Consider the following 16,865-nt stretch of genomic DNA (forward strand, 5'->3'; position numbering starts at 1 on the left):
TAATTCGTCGTCGATCATACGTCAAATCTGAGCGATAAGCGCATATTTGCGCTTATCGCTCACCAACACACATGATTTATGAGCTGTAAGAGCATATGCGTGCTTGATGCCTTAATTCGTCGTCGCTCATACGCCAAATCTGAGCCATAAGCGCATATGCGCTCATTAAATTACCTATAATCTGCCAAATAAAGCAACTATTGACTAAAATAAAAAATGACGGTAAAGGAATATCCCTTGCACCGCCATCTTTGCATGTTTTTAATCACTTTTGTTCAAAGCGAGTTATCCTCCTGCGTGCATACTCCCTTTGTAACAGCCCATTTGCTTGATTATTTAGTTTCCTTTGGTTGCTCCGGCTCCGGCACCTGCTGCTTTTCATCCTGGTCTATTAATCCTTTTGCCCCTCTTCTGAACTCTGACAACGTCGTTCCAATCGCCCGACCCAGCTGCGGCAGCTTGGATGGTCCGAACAGCAGCAAGCCTAAAATAACAAGCAATACAATTCCCGCAAAGCCTATATTCATCGGCATTTTAATCTCCCCATTTCTATTTGGTTCTAAAAGTTAACCAATAGAGCCGTTACATACATCAGCAAGATACCAAGCGTTAGGCTTGAGAAGTTAAGCCACGAAACGGTAGGTGCGCCTGCAGCCTTCGCATCTCTTATAATCATTTTGAATATGACATAAATGACTTGAATGATAGCACCTGCGCCAATCCCGAAGAACAATGCCGCTAACGTCTGATTAAAGACGAATCCGCCGACCCACGTTCCGATAATAGCTGGTCCTCCGCCCAAGACAGCTAAAGCCAAGAAAGTCTTTAGTGTCGGCTTCGCTTTCAGAAGAGGCGCTGCGATCCCGATTCCTTCCGTAATGTTATGCAGCGTAAAACCGATGATAAGGAATGATCCGAGTGCAGCTTCGCCGGCAGCAAAGGCAGCGCCAATTGCGAGACCTTCACCGAGATTGTGGAGACCTATCCCGCCAGCTATTTTGAAAGATACCTGCTTGCCCGCATCATGATGGTTTAACGACTTCTTCGAATTCGTCTGATCAACGGCAATCAAGAACAAGAAGCTGAGCGCCGCTCCGAACCAGACCAAGCCTGTTCCTTGGAATACGCCAGGAGCTTCTGCACCAAGCTCAATCCCTTCTTGAATCGTATCAATCGCAAGGAAAAATAATAAACCAACCGTGAATGCCATAACCGCTTGAATGCCTTTGGATGAGAACCGGCGCATAAAGGGATACCATAATAGCCCGAGTCCCACCGGTATAACACCAACATAAAAGCCAATAAGCGAATATTGCAGGAACCTGTTGGTATCAGCAGCCGGCGTTTTGATTGCAGCAGCTACTTCCCCTACAAAGATTAAACCGTTGGAGGTAATTAGCTTAATTTCATGAGGATCTCCCTCCACCCACGGATATGGAATTGAGATCGTTGCGCTGCCGAACCTCTCTAGCGTTGGGCTTGGTAAATAAGTCGCATTCCAGAAGGAGCCATCCACCACCACTTGAGCAACGGTCAGCTCCTTAGGTCCAGAATTGAGAATACTCACCTCGAAGCCATTATCGGTCAAAATAATGCGTTCAATATTCAGCACTTCTATTGGAGCTGCCTGCTGCTCCTTCACGCCTGTTCCCCATGTCGCAATAATGGAAATCATGCCTGCCAGCAGCAACAAGGGCAGTACGCCAAGCAGCCAAGCTGCTTTTTTATTAGACTTTTTAATTACTCTCTCGGCCTGCACATCATACACCCCCTCTTGTTATACGACTTCAAAAAATCCCATCCAGCCGAGCTCTGTGAACTCGCTCTGATGAGCATGGAACATATATTTTCCTGGAGAAGGGAACGTCACTTCAATGATGCCTCTCTCCCCTTGGCAAAGCATAATCGTATCCGTATAGTAAGGCCTCGCATCCGGATCAGCTCCAGTCGCATAATAATGAAAGAAATTAGCATGCAAATGAAAGGAATTAATCGGATCAAATTCAGTTAGATTGCTGATATAAATTCGTACCAGCTCTCCCGCTTTCACTTGAATAGGTCTGGATTGGTAAGCAAATGCGTAGCCATTTACCGTATATACCTCGTTCTCGCCATCTAAATCCAAGTCAAAGCCATTCATCACCATGCTTAACTCTTTTGCTGGCTTCCTTGGCTTATTAAGATCAATAATAAATTGACCATAAAGACCTTTGTGAATATGTCTGGCCAGCGGTGGAACATGGCAGTGATACGGCTGCAGCCCTGCTGGCTTCGCTTCAAATTCATACACAAACTCGCTTCCTGACGGAACAGGCTCCATGCCGTCCATATGGGTTGGATGAATACCATGCAAATGAATAGAATGCGGGTGCGCTGAGCCGTTCCCGAACTTGATCCTGATGATATCGCCCTCCGTACAACGCAAGGTTGGTCCCGGAATCGTACCGTTGAAGGTCCACCCTGGAAACTTGAGACCCTTCGCTACTTCCACTTCGGCATCCCATGCTTGAATATCATATTCCCGAATCGTTCTGCCATCTGGCGAGGTACTGACAACACCATAGTTGAATGCCGTCAATGCTTTTACTGCTGCTTCCAATCCCGGAGTAGAATCCGTTCCCGGGTCGTAACCATGCGCCATCCCGTGCTTCATTTGATCTTTGAGCGTGTGGTGCATTTCATCCTTTCCCATCGCACTGGCAGACTTGCCGAATAATGCACTTGTATTTAGAAAACTGCTTCCAAGCACGCCTAATAGGCCGGCAGCTCCGACTTTAAGAATGCTTCTTCTTGAAATTTTTCGATTTGGGTCAAGTGCCATTACGTTCACCTCCGTGTTTATCTATGGAAATTATTTTGCCTATATGCAAAAAAATTAATAAAAAAATTTTATTTTACTCGGGGACAAAAAGTTTGCCTGAGGAAACTTTTTATATGTGTAAAATATATGATAGCCTAGGCGCTTTGTAAAGTGTTTTTTTGATCGCTTGTTCTGCCTCGTTTTTATGAAGAAGAAGTTAATTTACATGGATTTTAGCGGGCTCCACGATCATGACATGGCATGTGATTGAGCTTCCGCATTCATCATTTGAAATCATAAAAGACCGCCAAGCAGCTTGGCGGTCTTGTCATACATTAGTTGATAAATTGCAGTGATTGCAGCATACGCTTCAGCGTTACGGCAGCTTGCGCACGCGTCGCAGGCTCGCCCGGCGCAAATGTCTTGTCTGACATTCCTTGAATGAGACCTGCTGTCAGCGCTTGCGAAATGGCATCTCTTGACCAGTCGGCAATATCCGAAAGGTCAGCGAACCGATTTAATAAAGCCGGGTCACCCTGGAGCTCCTTGCCGCCCGCTTTTATCGCCCGAATCATCATCGCCACCATTTGCTCGCGAGTAATGTTGGCGTTTGGTCTAAAGGAACCGTCCTCATAACCGTTGATCAATCCGGCTTTAAACGCCGTGCTTACGGCTCCGGCAAACCAATCGCTCGGCTTCACGTCATTGAATCCATCCGCCTTCACTTCAGTTAATCCAAGCGAACGAACCAACATGGCCGCAAACTCGGCACGCGTAATTTGGGCATCCGGTACAAATTGCTCATCGGTTTTACCGTTTAAAATCCATTTATTCGCCAGCAGCTCTACATCCGCTTTTGCCCAATGCCCTTGCAAATCGGTAAACGATTTTTCGGATTGGATGACGGTGTATATGCTGTTATGCGGCGAACGAATCGTAATCTCGGAGGATCCGTCCTTCGTTGTAACGATGGCAGGAACGAAGTGCAGTTGATTGTTCGAATCCACCCATACGGCTGTTGCTTTGCTAGAGTCTACCGTTAATGCACCCAAGCTAATAGTACGATTGACATAAACGCTGCCGAAGTCAGTCCTTTCTTTGCCGTTGACCGTGACCACAAATTCGATCGGATTCAAAATCACTGGCTTCGCGTTCAAGCTTTTGACCGCAGCATTTATATCGTCACCGGCTTTACCGGTTACTTTAGAAATCATAACGCTTACGGTTGAATCCTTCGGCAGCTCTTTAAACAAGCTTATTGGCAGCTCGTAGCTTGCGCCATTCGCTTTAATCTGTATAACCGCATTGGCTTGCTTACTGATCGCATTCTGAATGGCATTGCCAGGCAGCTCTACATGAACGATAGAATCGCTGCCTTTTACTTCAATCAACACATTCGGAACCGCCAATGCTTTCTCCAGCTTCTCTGCGTTTACAGCAACTTTCGTTGCCGAGCTTCCATCAGCTGTTGTTTCTTTCGTTACTTTTGCATCCTTTTCAACATCGATAATGCCCGCATTGCCAGTTGGTGGAGCGGTTGGCGATGGTGTCGAGCTGCCTGGATTTGTTTCTGGCCCTGTAGAACCGTTAGACTTCGTAACGGTTATCACGGCTTCTGCCTTGATGGCTGTACCTTCTACCGTTGCCGTAATTGTTGCAGAGCCTTCCTTTATACCTGCAACGAGACCTGTTTGGTCAACGGTTGCAACAGCATCATCGCTTGAATGCCATACGATCGTTTTGTTTGCAGCATTACTAGGTAATACTGTCGCTTCAAGCTGCTCGGACGAGCCCTTGTTGATTGAAAGACTGCTCTTGTTCAGCGATACCGATTCCGCAAAAACCGGTACCAACAGCGTTGGCGCCGAAATCATAAACTTGCGGGAATACGTGTCTGTTCCCTTTGACCTTACCGTAATATTGGACAAATCAGTCACATCACTAGGCAAAATAAAGCTTGTCTCGCCTGCCGCTAAGTCAGCCAGCACCGCTTCGCCGTTGTAAACCGTGTAGCCCTCGCTTGAAGCATTGGATTCCCATTTCACCGTTTTAGCTGAGCCGCTAATGTCTAACCTAAGATTTTGCGGAGGCGTTGGCGCATTAAATACCTGCACTTGTGTAAGCCGCGGCGGCCCCGTAAGATCCGTATCTGCATTGCCTCCCGATGCGTTCTCTACCGTTACTTTGATATATCTGGAATGATAGGTCTTGCCCAGGTTTATCGGGTATGATTTATCCTCCGCATCTGTACCTCCGTCATTGTTGCCTGTAGCAAACGTGTATCCGTCGGCAGTCTTTTTATCCACTTGCGTAAATGTCATGGCGTCGAATTCAGCAGCCGTAGTATGGTTGCCCAAATCATCAGAGACATAAACGGTCGCGCCTTTTAACCTGGTCGATTTTGCAAACAGCCTTAGCTGGCTATAATCCATCGCTTGTCCCAGGTCGATTACGAAGCTTCCTTTTCGCTCGCCATCGGTACCGAGCCATGAATAATTTCCAATTTGATCAAGGCTCGTAACGCTGGTGACCGGCCATACCTTCGGGTCCTGCAGCACGCCGCTCGTCAGCTTGTTGGCATTTCCGTATACATTAGCCGTTACCGATTGCTGCTGAACCGGGTTAGCGCCCGCTGTTGGGCCTACGTTATACGCTTTTTTATTAAGCGCAAGGTTCACAGAGGATAGGCCTGATGCTGCCTTGCTTATCGTAATATCCGAAAGCTGAAGCTCCGCATCATATGCAGAGTTTGTGCCATTATTAGAGCTGCGGTAGATGCCCCATTTTGGACGCAAATATTGATCAAAGGTAGCGGGATATTCGGTTTCAAAGCCGCCGCTTCTCTCCGGTCTTCTCCATAAGTCTTTGCCGCCGTCGGTTGCGCCTTTGTCTGCGAATGGTTGAAAAACATCCGGATTGTCAAACGTATATATTTTGCCGGTAACCTTATCCGTAATCTTAACGGTGAACCAGCCGGAGTCCGAAATAAGCGCGTCAAGCTCAACCTTAATCCAGTGTCCGTCGATTTCCTTTAACGGAATTCTTAGCATCGTCTTGTCGCCGTCATAACGGTTATGGTTCACAACAAGCGTCCTGTTGGTCGTTCCGGAGATTGAAATCGCGAGAATATATGCACCGTTTTCACCGCCAGCGTTGCCGCCCGGCAATGTATCCTTCTTATGCGCGTTCGTCGCTTTCAACTGGAAAAGATGTCTGAAGTTCGACTGGTTCCACTGATTTCCATCGGGAATATTCCAGAGCCATTCATAGGAAACCAAGTCGCCCTCATACGCTGTAAAATCGTTGGTTGAATCCTCGCTTGGGCGAATTTCAATTCTCTGCCTGTCCGTAATTGCCGCTCCGCCTACAACGTAACCTTTTTGCGGGTCAAAAACACCTTTATGGGCGTATTCGCCATCGCGAACCTTCTCTTCAAATTCGTTATTCAAGCCTCTGCCGTCAGCCTTGACCTTAAACACATTTTTGTTAAGCGTGCTGTCCCAAACGCTAGTGATATGGTCGTCAGCTGCAGTCGCCATAGGCTGATTGCCGTAATAGTCGTGGTAAGCATCCCTAATCCGTTTGGTCACGCCTTCCACCGGCTCGTCAGTACCCATTGCGCCGCTCAAAATATTATAGGGTGACACGCCTTCAATGGGGTTCAGCTTGATGGTTTTGTGATTCGCGCCATAGCCGCGGGCTATTACGTCCAGTGCGAATATGGATGGATTACCGTTGTTAAAATGGAACGCAAACTCATTTGTGCCGAGCGGCAGCTTAGCAAGATAAGGGAGTTCGAATGTTACCGTATTTCCCGATAACGAATAGTCCGTACCCGCAAGAAGCGTATTGCCGCCTTTCGTTATGCTGGCAAGAGTTTGTCCGTTTGCAAAATTAATCGTTGTCGTTATTGGAGCAGTCTGATCCCATGTACTGTAAGTAGCTTTGGCAGGTTCCAGTACAGTCGCATTATTGACCGCATCTTTGCCGTAGATAGCCAGGCCCGATAAACCCATCTTCGATGCGTCATCGTTCGCGCGCAAATCGCGCGGGCCAACCAGCACCGTATTGATCATCACATACCGGGCTGTAAACGGATACAAAAATGTCTTCGTATCAAATCCCCACTGTTGTCCGTTGTATGTAACAAATGACCACAAGCCTTCCGTTTCCGTACCTCCGGCCAGCGTCCAGCCATTTCCTTTCCAGTCGTAATTGTACGCCGAATCGGCAACCGTAGGCGCGCTTTCCCATGAACTGATGTTATTGGAGTAATAGACCTCAAATCTAGTCGCATTGCTTTGGATATTTGGGATGGTATTCGGTAATTCAAGGTACAGCTTATCAACCGTTTTGGGAGCGCCTAAGTCAAGAGTTAAAGCCAGTGATGATGGCGAGTAGTCGTTCATATATACATTTGAGCTTGAATTTCGCCAATATCCGCTGCCGCCAGTCCGCAGAGCGTCTGCTCCCGGATGATTAGGGTCCTCCGAGCTTACTTTAAGATTCACATCTGCCACTGGCGTAAAAAGGGACGGGTCCAGCAGGTTGACAGAACCTGCTGCTGCTGAATGAACTGCCGGATTATCCGCCGCTTCCGTCGATGCCGGAAAAACGCTGATAAGCGAAAGCACAAGCGCAAATGAAAGGACAGAGCTAAATGCCTTTTTTATACCTTTTTGCTTAAACATCATAAAACCTCCTTGGAGTCAGTTAATGATTCATTAAACGCGGGTGGAAAGAGATTAGCAGCTGCATGTTGTGGAAAAAATGGATGGCAAAACGTATTGCGTTATTTGGGATTGAGCATTTTGACGCTTTTTTTGAATGAAAGGGTTCCGAGTAAAAAAGTTTACTTGAAATCGCTTACAACAATTTCTTTGTGATCATCTCCTTCCCTAGCAATACCTAGCAATAGCAATCTTAAAATACTAGCCTCCTTCCGAATATGGAAAAATTTACGATGAAGGTTGCATTATTTATCATCTGGTAGAAAAGGTTGGTTTCCCTGCTGGCTTTTGCGCTCTCTATTTAAAGAAGAAGAGACCTTTCACAAGTTTAATGAACTCGTGAAAGGTCTCTTCTTATAAATATACGTTTGAATTTCTCAAAGTGCCCTACTCATCCAAACCTTTTACAGCAGCTCGTTCTTCCTCTTGCCTAATCGAATCACATGCCAGGAGTGCTTAGCCAGGCGCGCCTCCAACAAGCTATCCTTTACGGTCGATTGCCCGCCTTTACATCTTGCCCCTCAATCGAATTTACCGCTTTTAAATTCTCGTTTTCCAGTACTATATGCTCGAATACGACGTATTCTGGGAAGCTCCTAATGTCACATTCTAAGCTTAGCTCCTCCTCCAGACTGCGGTTGATCGCAAACACCGTTAATTCTTCTGCCATAGACAGATGCATGCATATACGGATAATAGATCGTTTGCTTCCATGATCCGCCTCCGTTCACCGTCATAATCGGCGCGATGACGTTGACAAGCTGAGCCAAGCAGGCGATCTTGACCCGATCCGCATGCTTCAATAGTGTAATCAACATACTGCCGACAAGCAGCGCATCCTCAAACGTATAAATATCCTCCGGCTGCGGGGGCACCAATAGACCAAGGCTCAATCTGCTTATCTGCCTCGTTCGAATGAAACCATACATTCCATTCATCAAAGCTCAAATTAAACCGCGGAACATCGCAACTTTGGCGATTGCTTCACCCTTTGCTGGATAAAAAGTACCGAGACGCTCAACTACACCCTTAGAACTCGCGGATGTAAAATAGCTTCCATCTCAGATAATTGCTTAGGAAACAGCCTTTAATAGGCAATGAATGAGCTGTATCTAGCTGTAAGCAGCTTTTCTGCTTCTTCACGATCCGCTGCTACATCAATTCGATCCGCCTGCTCTTCCTTGCAAATAAGTTATATTTTTTCAATAGCACACGTTCAACCATTTCTGGTTCACCATCCTGCTCAATAATGAGGATCGCGGCCATATCTAGCGGCAAACCGATTTTCGCGAAATCATCAACAACCCGAATGGTCGGATTATCCAATACTTCTAATGTTGCCGGAATCATTTGATTTTTAATGCATAACCATCACAATCCCGCCATGCAATGGTACTGTACCACCGCAAAGATTCGAACCCGAGCCTCTTGTTACAATTGGAATAAGATTGCTGTTAGCTATTTTCATGATTTCTGAAACTTGCTCTGTTGATTCTGGATAAATAACCCCATCAGGCATTGCCTGCAACATCGGCGTTCCATCATAGGAATGTGCGATTAACGCCTCCTGATCTGTCCGAAAAAACTTTTCTCCTACAATCTCTCGCATTTGTTTAACTACAGCTTCATTCAACATGATCGATTCCTCCATCGCAAAAGTGAGCAGGTCATCTGATGACTTTATGTTGATTATAGTGTAATAAAGTTGTACAGTATAGTCTATAGTTGTATCTTCGGGAGGTTAAAAGCTCTATGCAGCCGATAAAGGTAGAAACTGAAAAAGGACATGAGCTTGTGCGAAGAGCCATTCTTTCACAAATTGAGGACGGTCTCTTACAGCCTGGTCAAAAACTACCGTCCGTAGTTGACCTTAGTACCTCCTTTGGAGTAGGTCGCTCCACCATTCGTGAAGCATTGAGCGCATTAAAGGCTACAGGCTGGATAGATGTTAAGCATGGCGGAGGTACCTTTATCAATAAAGTATTGCCTGCCTCACAAAGCAACTCGCGTGATCCATTCGAGGAATCGGAAAATGTAAAAGAGATACTGGAAGTTCGTATTTGGCTTGAAAGCGGCAGTGCTGCATTCGCTGCCGAGCGTCGGAACGATAAGGATCTCGAGAGGCTAAAGCAAATTATTGAACAAATGGAGCAAGCGCTGGAAATGAACACTACGCAGATGAGCGAACATGCGGATATCGAATTTCATCTAGCTATAGCAGCTGCCTCACATAATGAGCTTCTTAATACATTAATGAGCTCACTTACTTGTAAGCTAACCGAGACAATAGGAAAAACTCGTCAGCTGTGGTTTTTCGAGGACAAGTCGTCTGCCACACTGCTCTTAAAAGATCATCAATCCATATATGATGCCATATTAGCTCAAAATAGCGCGCTTGCCAGCCAGCTAATTCAAGCTCATTTACATAAAGTCGAGAATGTACTGAAACGTGGAGCCATTCAAGATTAATTCTGTTCAATATAAAGTCAAAAATAGAACTGCAGTTCTATATTTGGCTTTATTTTTGTCAATTGTTAGATGAGTTCGACTGAAACGAGATGATATGATGCTAAAAATGAATACTCGCTTGAAAATTTCAATTATCTCCCTGCTGAATAAATATTTCACAGGAGCATCGATGGACTATAAACAAATATTTTCGATGATTATTCCGATCTTCGTTGATTCTGCCTTCATTGTATTAATCAGCATTTTGAATACAGCAATGATCAGCTCCTCAGGCGTTGAAGCAGTTAGTGCAGTGAGCATGGTCGAATCGGTAAACATTTTCATTATTAGCGTGTTTATTGCGATCTCAACAGGTGGAACTGTAATTGTCGCTCAATACACAGGCAGTCGAAACCAAGAGCAGGCATCTCGTGCCGCAACTCAGGCGATCTCATCTGTCGCTACGCTTTCCATCGTAATATGCGCGCTCGTTATCATTTTTCATTCCACTATTATAGACCTTTTATTTGGCAGTGCTGATCCTGATGTTATCTCTAATGCGAAAATATTTCTAATTGGCAGTTGTATCTCCTATCCCTTTTTCGCAATCTATCAAGGTGTTGTCGGAGCCTTGCGAGGTGTGTCTGAGACAAAAGCTTGTCTAGTCTTGTCTGTCATACTAAACTTGTCGTACTTTATCTTGAACCTATTATTCATTACCATTTTGGATATGGGTGTCCTTGGACTAGCTATTTCCTTAATTAGCGCACGTGTACTAGGGGCTGTTGTATCACTGATTTATCTTTTACGTTACAATCATACACTACGCTTTAAGCTTAAAAACGCACTTAAATTGCATGTTCCATTATTGAAAAAAATCATGTTTATTGGTCTCCCTTTTGCAGCGGAGCAATTGTTCTTCAATGGCGGTAAATTGCTTACGCAAACCTATATCGTTCAGCTCGGCACATTGCCGATTACGGTCAATGCAATTAGTAATTCATTATCGATGCTATTCCAAATCGGCGGAACGGCATTAAGTGTTGCGATTGTTACAGTCGTTGGACAATGCATGGGGAGAAGAGATATCGCCGATGCAAGAAAGTTTATTAAATCATTCCTAGGACTTTCAAGTGTCTTCTTCGTGTTGATTACTGCAATCTTATTGCTCATTTTCCCATGGCTAGTTAACCTGTATTCGCCACCTGAATCAATCGTATCAGACGTCTTCCAGCTCATTCTATTAATCGCTATAGCTCAGCCTATCGTTTGGTCATTGAGCTTTATATTGCCTTCTGCTCTACGTGCGGCCGGCGATTCGAAATTCACTTCGATTACTTCGCTGCTCACCATGTGGCTATTCCGAGTCATTCTTGGCTACATATTGGGAATTTCACTTCAGCTTGGAGTCATGGGGGTATGGATCGCAATGGTTACGGAATGGGCAATACGAGGCATCATCTTTGGATTACGATTTAAGGGAGAAGCGTGGTATAAGCATAAGATTGTATGAGAGCTGCTCATTTTGAGGGACTCTTAAGTCATATTGATTTGTGCATTAGCATAACTCAATTTCAAAGAATTCTATCTATACTTATATAAGTAAAAGCACCTTAGAGAATTTTAGGATTTAATCCTACATTCTCTAAGGTGTCTTCATTCTACATCATGTGGTCAAAATGTGGGCATCCGATGTATTTTTGAAAGAGAGTCCTTGCTACGCAAGGACTCAAGCCTCTTATTCCATCATGCCGCCCATTTTTCATTAACATTCGCATGCAATCACCTGTGACCACGTTAAATATCCATACCCATAGCTGAGTCATTTCTTGTTTATACTGAATGTTACTGGATATAGATATTAGCGACCAAATTGGATATCTTCAAAAGGTATGTATTTGTTCGGATTAATTTCTTTATATACCCGAACATATTTTACGTTAATGGTCGGAAAAGGAGCTAAGGCGTAAATCGCTGAGAGTTTCATGTCTTCAATCTCCACTTCATTCATCCCCCAATAGGTTTGGCCCAAGGTCAAATGAGGATGAAAGCGATCCAATTCAAAGTATCGTTCGATTAGTTCAGGTGACGGTGATACAGTACCCACCAGTCGCTTATGTAAATCATATACATCATCCGATTCAACGCTAAGGAATGTAACAGCGTTCCCAAACGTTCCTGGTTCTACGAATGATAACTGAAAGCATTGGATTGAGGCACAGGTTTCCCTTATATTATCAAGCCAGCGCATATCTTCCGTAAGTCCACCTTGCGCCTTGACAGTAATGTGAGGCTCCACAACATCCTTGAGACGATTACTTGTCCAACGATTACGAAACAGCGCAATTTGCTCTTTATATTCGTCTGGTGGGACAATACCAATGAAATATTGCATTTCACACCTCATCTGACATCCTTCCTTTATATAGGATCTCGTTTATCGATTCATAGTTTCCTCTTATTTCTACAAGTCATTACCGCTATCCTGCCAGTTAGTTTGACACACCGTCAGTCTAAAGCTTTATTTTCTCTGTGTTATTTTGCAAGGAATGCTACCTTTTCGTTACCTTAAACAAAAAAAGGACCCCGAAGGGTCCTCTAATCTCAGATAAATCAAGGGTTTTGATGATGCGATTACATCATGCCGCCCATACCGCCCATGCCGCCCATATCTGGCATGCCAGCGCCTGCGCCCTTCGGCTCAGGTTTGTCAGCAACAACGGCTTCAGTTGTCAAGAACATAGCCGCAACGGAAGCTGCGTTTTGTAGTGCCGAACGTGTTACCTTAGCAGGGTCAACGATACCAGCTTCGAACATGTTCACCCATGTGCCGGTAGCTGCGTTGTAGCCTACGCCGATTTTTTCGTTTTTCAAACGCTCAACGATAACGGAGCCTTCTTGGCCTGCGTTAGCTGCGATTGTGCGAAGCGGCTCTTCAAGGGAACGAAGAACGATGTTTACGCCTGTTTGCTCGTCGCCTTCTGCTTTAACAGCAGCAACAGCGTTATATACGTTAATGAGGGCTGTACCGCCGCCCGATACGATACCTTCTTCAACCGCTGCACGAGTGGAGTTGAGGGCATCTTCGATGCGGAGCTTGCGCTCTTTCAATTCTGTTTCTGTAGCTGCGCCGACTTTGATTACTGCAACGCCGCCTGACAATTTTGCAAGACGCTCTTGAAGCTTCTCACGATCGAAGTCGGAAGTTGTTTCTTCCAGTTGAGCGCGGATTTGGTTCACGCGAGCAACGATGTCAGCGGAGTTGCCGCTGCCATCAACGATGATTGTTGTTTCTTTAGTGATACGGATTTGACGAGCGGAACCTAGGGATTCTACACCAGTCGATTTCAGCTCAAGGCCGAGTTCTTCTGTAATCACTTGGCCGCCTGTAAGAGCAGCGATATCTTGAAGCATTGCTTTGCGACGGTCGCCGAAGCCTGGAGCTTTAACCGCTACGCAAGTGAATGTTCCACGAAGTTTATTCACTACTAGTGTAGCTTGAGCTTCGCCTTCAACATCCTCAGCAATGATTAGCAATTGTTTGCCGGATTGTACGACTTTCTCAAGAACCGGAAGGATCTCTTGAATGCTCGTAATTTTTTTGTCAGTGATCAGGATGTAAGGGTTGTCGAGAATCGCTTCCATCTTGTCTGTGTCTGTAATCATGTAAGGGGACACGTAACCGCGGTCGAATTGCATACCTTCAACCACTTCAAGCTCTGTAACGAAGCCTTTCGACTCTTCTACAGTGATAACGCCGTCGTTGCCCACTTTTTCCATTGCTTCTGCAATCAGTTGGCCAACTTCATCGTCAGCAGACGAGATCGAAGCTACTTGAGCGATCGATTGTTTGCCTTCGATTGGTTTCGAGATCACTTTCAGCTCTTCAACAGCAGCTTTAACGGCTTTCTCGATACCTTTGCGGATAACCATAGGGTTAGCGCCTGCAGTAACGTTTTTCAAGCCTTCGCGAATCATCGCTTGTGCAAGAACAGTTGCGGTAGTAGTACCGTCACCTGCTACGTCATTTGTTTTTGTAGCTACTTCTTTAACGAGTTGAGCGCCCATGTTTTCAAAAGCGTCTTCCAGCTCGATTTCTTTCGCGATGGATACACCGTCATTCGTGATGAGCGGGCTTCCGAATTTTTTCTCAAGTACAACGTTGCGGCCTTTTGGACCTAGTGTTACTTTAACTGCATTTGCCAGAGCGTCAACTCCGCGCAGCATTGCGCGACGAGCGTCTTCACTAAATTTAATTTCCTTAGCCATTAACGTAAAACCTCCCAAAATAGTTTAAGTAGAACTGCTATGTCTTGCCTTCTATGTGACCCTAATCGGGCTGCTATTCAAAAATCGCGTGAATTTCGCTTTCTTTCATAATCAAATACTCTTTGCCTTCGTATTTGATTTCAGTACCCGCATATTTGGAGAAAAGAACGCGGTCGCCTTCTTTAACTTCCAAAGCAATACGAACGCCATCTTTCAGCGTACCGCTGCCAACTGCTACTACTCTGCCTTCTTGCGGCTTTTCTTTCGCCGAATCCGGCAATACGATACCGCTAGCGGTTGTTTCTTCTTTCGCGATTGCTTCGATCAATACGCGTTCACCCAAAGGTTTGATCATTGAAAATAGCCTCCTTCAAAATTTTTACTTCTTATATTCTCGTTAGCACTCGTAACCTTCAAGTGCTAACAACTATTTTTATCATACTCATTTTCAAAGTTAATTTCAAGTGCTTGGTTTTAATTTTCCGATAATTTACACTATACCCAAAGGGACAACATTCATTCCTGACTCATTCTATTGCTTGCACCAAACTTACGTCACAAATATTTTTCATCGTTTGTTCCGCACTGAGCAGGCATTCTTCGCCTTTCAGCCATAAAGCAGGCAGTCGTTTGCCTTTTGCATGCTTATAAATTGTATCAACAGTTAGACAATAATAGAAGGCTGGCTGTTCTTAAAAAAATACCGCACAGCGATTTCTCGCGTACGGTATTTGTTGATTTTTGCTATATTTCCTTATATTGAAGGCCGCCCATAATGAATGTAGTCAAATCCTCGCTCAACGCCTCAAACGATGGATGCTCTTCCTCAAGCAATATCGTCCAATAATCCGTATGTCTATGAAATAATAAGGCGCCGACAATAGACATCAATGCAGTATCCAGCGAGCGGAAATGGAACAATCCCTGTTCTTCACCTTGCTTTAGCCAGTGTCTCAGCAGCTTCCACATCGGCATGACATGCTTGCGGATTTTCTGAATGCGTTCCGTATTCATGACGATTTCCTGCTGGATGATACTGATCAGCTGTTGGTCGCTATAACGAAACCTTGTTACCTCGCGAATAATGAGATTTACACCTTTCACAGGATCAAGGGAGGGGTCAATCTTGGCGATTTGATCATTGGGAAAAAAAGTCTCGAATAATGCACCGAACATATTTTCTTTCCCGCCAAAATGATACGACACGAGCGCGACGTTAGCTCCTGCCTCCTCGCATATTTGCCGAACGGTCGTTTTTTCGAAGCCGTACTTTGCAAACAGCTTTTTGGCAGCTAACAGTATTCTGATTTTTATATCCGCGTCTCCTGTTGTCATGATCTTCCTCCATGAAAGCCTATTTCTTTTATTTTGATGTATTTCTGGACAAACAGCAAGACCAAGCTTCGCTTTACTGTCTCTGACCGGCAATAACGGCTGAAGGCTGCTGCTGATGAACAGCTTGCCGCTTTATCGCTACAGCAAGTACGCTGACTGCAAACGCGACAATCGCGATAACGATGAGCTTCAGTGCGTCAGGCGTTGCAGCCGGACCTCCGAACAAGATGTTCATCGTTCCATCTACCGCATAGGTAGCCGGAAGGATATCGCCTAGCTTGACGTAGAAATCCGACAACAATTCACGCGGTACGATGGCGCCTGAAGTAACAAGCTGCGCCGACAAAAACATAATGTTAAACAGCATGCCCGCCATCCCAAACAAGTATAGAAACATCTGGGATACGAAAATGAAGGTTAGCAGGAACAGCAGCTGTAACAACCAAATGTGAAGGAAGCCTTGATCCATTTGGCCGCCTAATGAAGCAAGCAAGGTCGAACCAACCAATGATACAAGCACAGCAGCCGCAATATTAATGATGCTTCTAGCACCGAACCGGCGCCATCTGCCGACAGCAGCGCTTGCAGCCATCGAAGACTGCTCGAAATTCATGCCCATGATCATGGCTCCAACATAGGACGCAAGCACCATCATCATCGGAACCATCTGATTGTTCATTCCTTGAACTGCATTCGTGGACTGAATATCCGACGTAACGCGCTGCGACAAGCCTTGAGCCGCTGCCGCCGCTTGCTCAGCAGGCATGCTCATGTTGCCAAGCATCGATTGAATGCCGCCTGTAACAGCCTGACGATTAACCTCTGCTGTAATTTGAGCAGCCGCTCCGCTCATAATGCTTTTGATAAGCGCAGGATTAGATTCATTAATGATATATCGAATGGATGCTGTACCGTCCGCCGCAGCCGCCTTCTGCGAGAAATCTGCCGGTACGACAACAACCATTTGAAGCTCACGCTCGTCAAGCAGTTGCTTTGCCTCTTCAAAGCTGTCTACCTTCTTCATGTCAAAAGGCAAATTTTGAATTAATCCGCTTGAAATCTGTTGACCCATTTGCTGGTCCTCATTCACAACCGCAATTCGCAATTGATCCACGCGATCAGTGACGCCGTTATAGCCCGTCATCCATATCACCGAGAATATAACTTGGAACATCAGAGCAGTAATAATGCCCACCCAAGTAGTCGGTCTTTTCATAAATGCTTGCAGTGCATGTTTCATCTTTATCCACTCCCGCTCTCTATTTAAACAACTGTTTTAAACG

13 protein-coding genes and 1 pseudogene are annotated in these 16,865 nt (G+C 45.3%); 2 read left to right on the plus strand and 12 right to left on the minus strand.

The features are described 5' to 3' along the window. Window positions 1-332: 332 nt before the first annotated feature. The 7 genes and pseudogenes from AC1TPC_RS14910 to AC1TPC_RS14940 all read right to left on the minus strand — a co-directional run bounded on the left by AC1TPC_RS14910 (window position 333) and on the right by AC1TPC_RS14940 (window position 9,166). Window positions 333-527 (minus strand): twin-arginine translocase TatA/TatE family subunit, encoded by a 195-nt coding sequence (locus AC1TPC_RS14910; protein ID WP_482067614.1) that lies wholly within the window; start codon window positions 525-527, stop codon window positions 333-335. A 32-nt stretch (window positions 528-559) separates the two neighbouring features. After that, window positions 560-1,759: a ZIP family metal transporter gene (locus tag AC1TPC_RS14915; RefSeq protein WP_482067615.1), complete on the minus strand. Its 1,200-nt coding sequence runs from the start codon at window positions 1,757-1,759 to the stop codon at window positions 560-562. A gap of 18 nt (window positions 1,760-1,777) precedes the next feature. Continuing rightward, complete coding sequence (locus AC1TPC_RS14920) at window positions 1,778-2,821, minus strand: multicopper oxidase domain-containing protein (protein WP_482067616.1); 1,044 nt, start codon at window positions 2,819-2,821, stop codon at window positions 1,778-1,780. A 314-nt stretch (window positions 2,822-3,135) separates the two neighbouring features. Further along, the gene (locus AC1TPC_RS14925; protein ID WP_482067617.1) at window positions 3,136-7,491 is read right to left on the minus strand and encodes an S-layer homology domain-containing protein; all 4,356 of its coding nucleotides are present in this window, start codon (window positions 7,489-7,491) and stop codon (window positions 3,136-3,138) included. Window positions 7,492-7,934: 443 nt separating this feature from the next. Then, window positions 7,935-8,481 (minus strand): annotated as a pseudogene (locus AC1TPC_RS14930) (alpha-L-arabinofuranosidase C-terminal domain-containing protein); the annotation flags it as partial. Between the two features lie 201 nt (window positions 8,482-8,682). Beyond that, window positions 8,683-8,880 carry an FAD-linked oxidase C-terminal domain-containing protein gene (locus tag AC1TPC_RS14935; RefSeq protein ID WP_482067618.1) on the minus strand — a complete coding sequence of 66 codons (198 nt, stop codon included), beginning with the start codon at window positions 8,878-8,880 and terminating at the stop codon, window positions 8,683-8,685. Between the two features lie 7 nt (window positions 8,881-8,887). Then, on the minus strand, window positions 8,888-9,166 hold the full coding sequence (locus AC1TPC_RS14940; RefSeq protein WP_482067619.1) for an FAD-binding oxidoreductase: 279 nt from the start codon (window positions 9,164-9,166) through the stop codon (window positions 8,888-8,890). A gap of 116 nt (window positions 9,167-9,282) precedes the next feature. Between AC1TPC_RS14940 and AC1TPC_RS14945 the strand changes: the two genes are divergently transcribed. Then, entirely contained in the window at window positions 9,283-9,999 is a 717-nt protein-coding gene (locus AC1TPC_RS14945) for a FadR/GntR family transcriptional regulator (protein ID WP_482067620.1), read from the plus strand. Window positions 10,000-10,096: 97 nt separating this feature from the next. Beyond that, window positions 10,097-11,491 (plus strand): MATE family efflux transporter, encoded by a 1,395-nt coding sequence (locus AC1TPC_RS14950; RefSeq protein ID WP_482067706.1) that lies wholly within the window; start codon window positions 10,097-10,099, stop codon window positions 11,489-11,491. 348 nt (window positions 11,492-11,839) lie between these two features. Here the strand turns inward: AC1TPC_RS14950 and AC1TPC_RS14955 are convergent, their stop codons facing one another. From AC1TPC_RS14955 to AC1TPC_RS14975, 5 genes are all read right to left on the minus strand, one after another. Continuing rightward, window positions 11,840-12,373 (minus strand): 2'-5' RNA ligase family protein, encoded by a 534-nt coding sequence (locus AC1TPC_RS14955; RefSeq protein ID WP_482067621.1) that lies wholly within the window; start codon window positions 12,371-12,373, stop codon window positions 11,840-11,842. Window positions 12,374-12,612: 239 nt separating this feature from the next. Further along, the gene (gene groL / locus AC1TPC_RS14960) at window positions 12,613-14,247 is read right to left on the minus strand and encodes a chaperonin GroEL (protein ID WP_482067622.1); all 1,635 of its coding nucleotides are present in this window, start codon (window positions 14,245-14,247) and stop codon (window positions 12,613-12,615) included. A gap of 73 nt (window positions 14,248-14,320) precedes the next feature. Next, window positions 14,321-14,602: a co-chaperone GroES gene (groES, locus tag AC1TPC_RS14965; protein WP_482067623.1), complete on the minus strand. Its 282-nt coding sequence runs from the start codon at window positions 14,600-14,602 to the stop codon at window positions 14,321-14,323. 389 nt (window positions 14,603-14,991) lie between these two features. Further along, entirely contained in the window at window positions 14,992-15,582 is a 591-nt protein-coding gene (locus AC1TPC_RS14970) for a TetR/AcrR family transcriptional regulator (protein WP_482067624.1), read from the minus strand. 73 nt (window positions 15,583-15,655) lie between these two features. Beyond that, window positions 15,656-16,822 carry a YhgE/Pip domain-containing protein gene (locus tag AC1TPC_RS14975; protein WP_482067625.1) on the minus strand — a complete coding sequence of 389 codons (1,167 nt, stop codon included), beginning with the start codon at window positions 16,820-16,822 and terminating at the stop codon, window positions 15,656-15,658. Window positions 16,823-16,865: the final 43 nt, after the last annotated feature.

It is taken from the genome of Paenibacillus sp. Y280, assembly GCF_056786335.1.

Bases quoted from the DNA above. Each gene is read 5' to 3' on its own strand.
- AC1TPC_RS14910 (WP_482067614.1), bottom strand. From the start codon at position 527: ATGAATATAGGCTTTGCGGGAATTGTATTGCTTGTTATTTTAGGCTTG.
- AC1TPC_RS14920 (WP_482067616.1), bottom strand. From the start codon at position 2,821: ATGGCACTTGACCCAAATCGAAAAATTTCAAGAAGAAGCATTCTTAAA.
- AC1TPC_RS14925 (WP_482067617.1), bottom strand. From the start codon at position 7,491: ATGTTTAAGCAAAAAGGTATAAAAAAGGCATTTAGCTCTGTCCTTTCA.
- AC1TPC_RS14935 (WP_482067618.1), bottom strand. From the start codon at position 8,880: ATGATTCCGGCAACATTAGAAGTATTGGATAATCCGACCATTCGGGTT.
- AC1TPC_RS14940 (WP_482067619.1), bottom strand. From the start codon at position 9,166: ATGTTGAATGAAGCTGTAGTTAAACAAATGCGAGAGATTGTAGGAGAA.
- AC1TPC_RS14945 (WP_482067620.1), top strand. From the start codon at position 9,283: ATGCAGCCGATAAAGGTAGAAACTGAAAAAGGACATGAGCTTGTGCGA.
- AC1TPC_RS14950 (WP_482067706.1), top strand. From the start codon at position 10,097: ATGCTAAAAATGAATACTCGCTTGAAAATTTCAATTATCTCCCTGCTG.
- AC1TPC_RS14955 (WP_482067621.1), bottom strand. From the start codon at position 12,373: ATGCAATATTTCATTGGTATTGTCCCACCAGACGAATATAAAGAGCAA.
- groL (WP_482067622.1), bottom strand. From the start codon at position 14,247: ATGGCTAAGGAAATTAAATTTAGTGAAGACGCTCGTCGCGCAATGCTG.
- groES (WP_482067623.1), bottom strand. From the start codon at position 14,602: ATGATCAAACCTTTGGGTGAACGCGTATTGATCGAAGCAATCGCGAAA.
- AC1TPC_RS14970 (WP_482067624.1), bottom strand. From the start codon at position 15,582: ATGACAACAGGAGACGCGGATATAAAAATCAGAATACTGTTAGCTGCC.
- AC1TPC_RS14975 (WP_482067625.1), bottom strand. From the start codon at position 16,822: ATGAAACATGCACTGCAAGCATTTATGAAAAGACCGACTACTTGGGTG.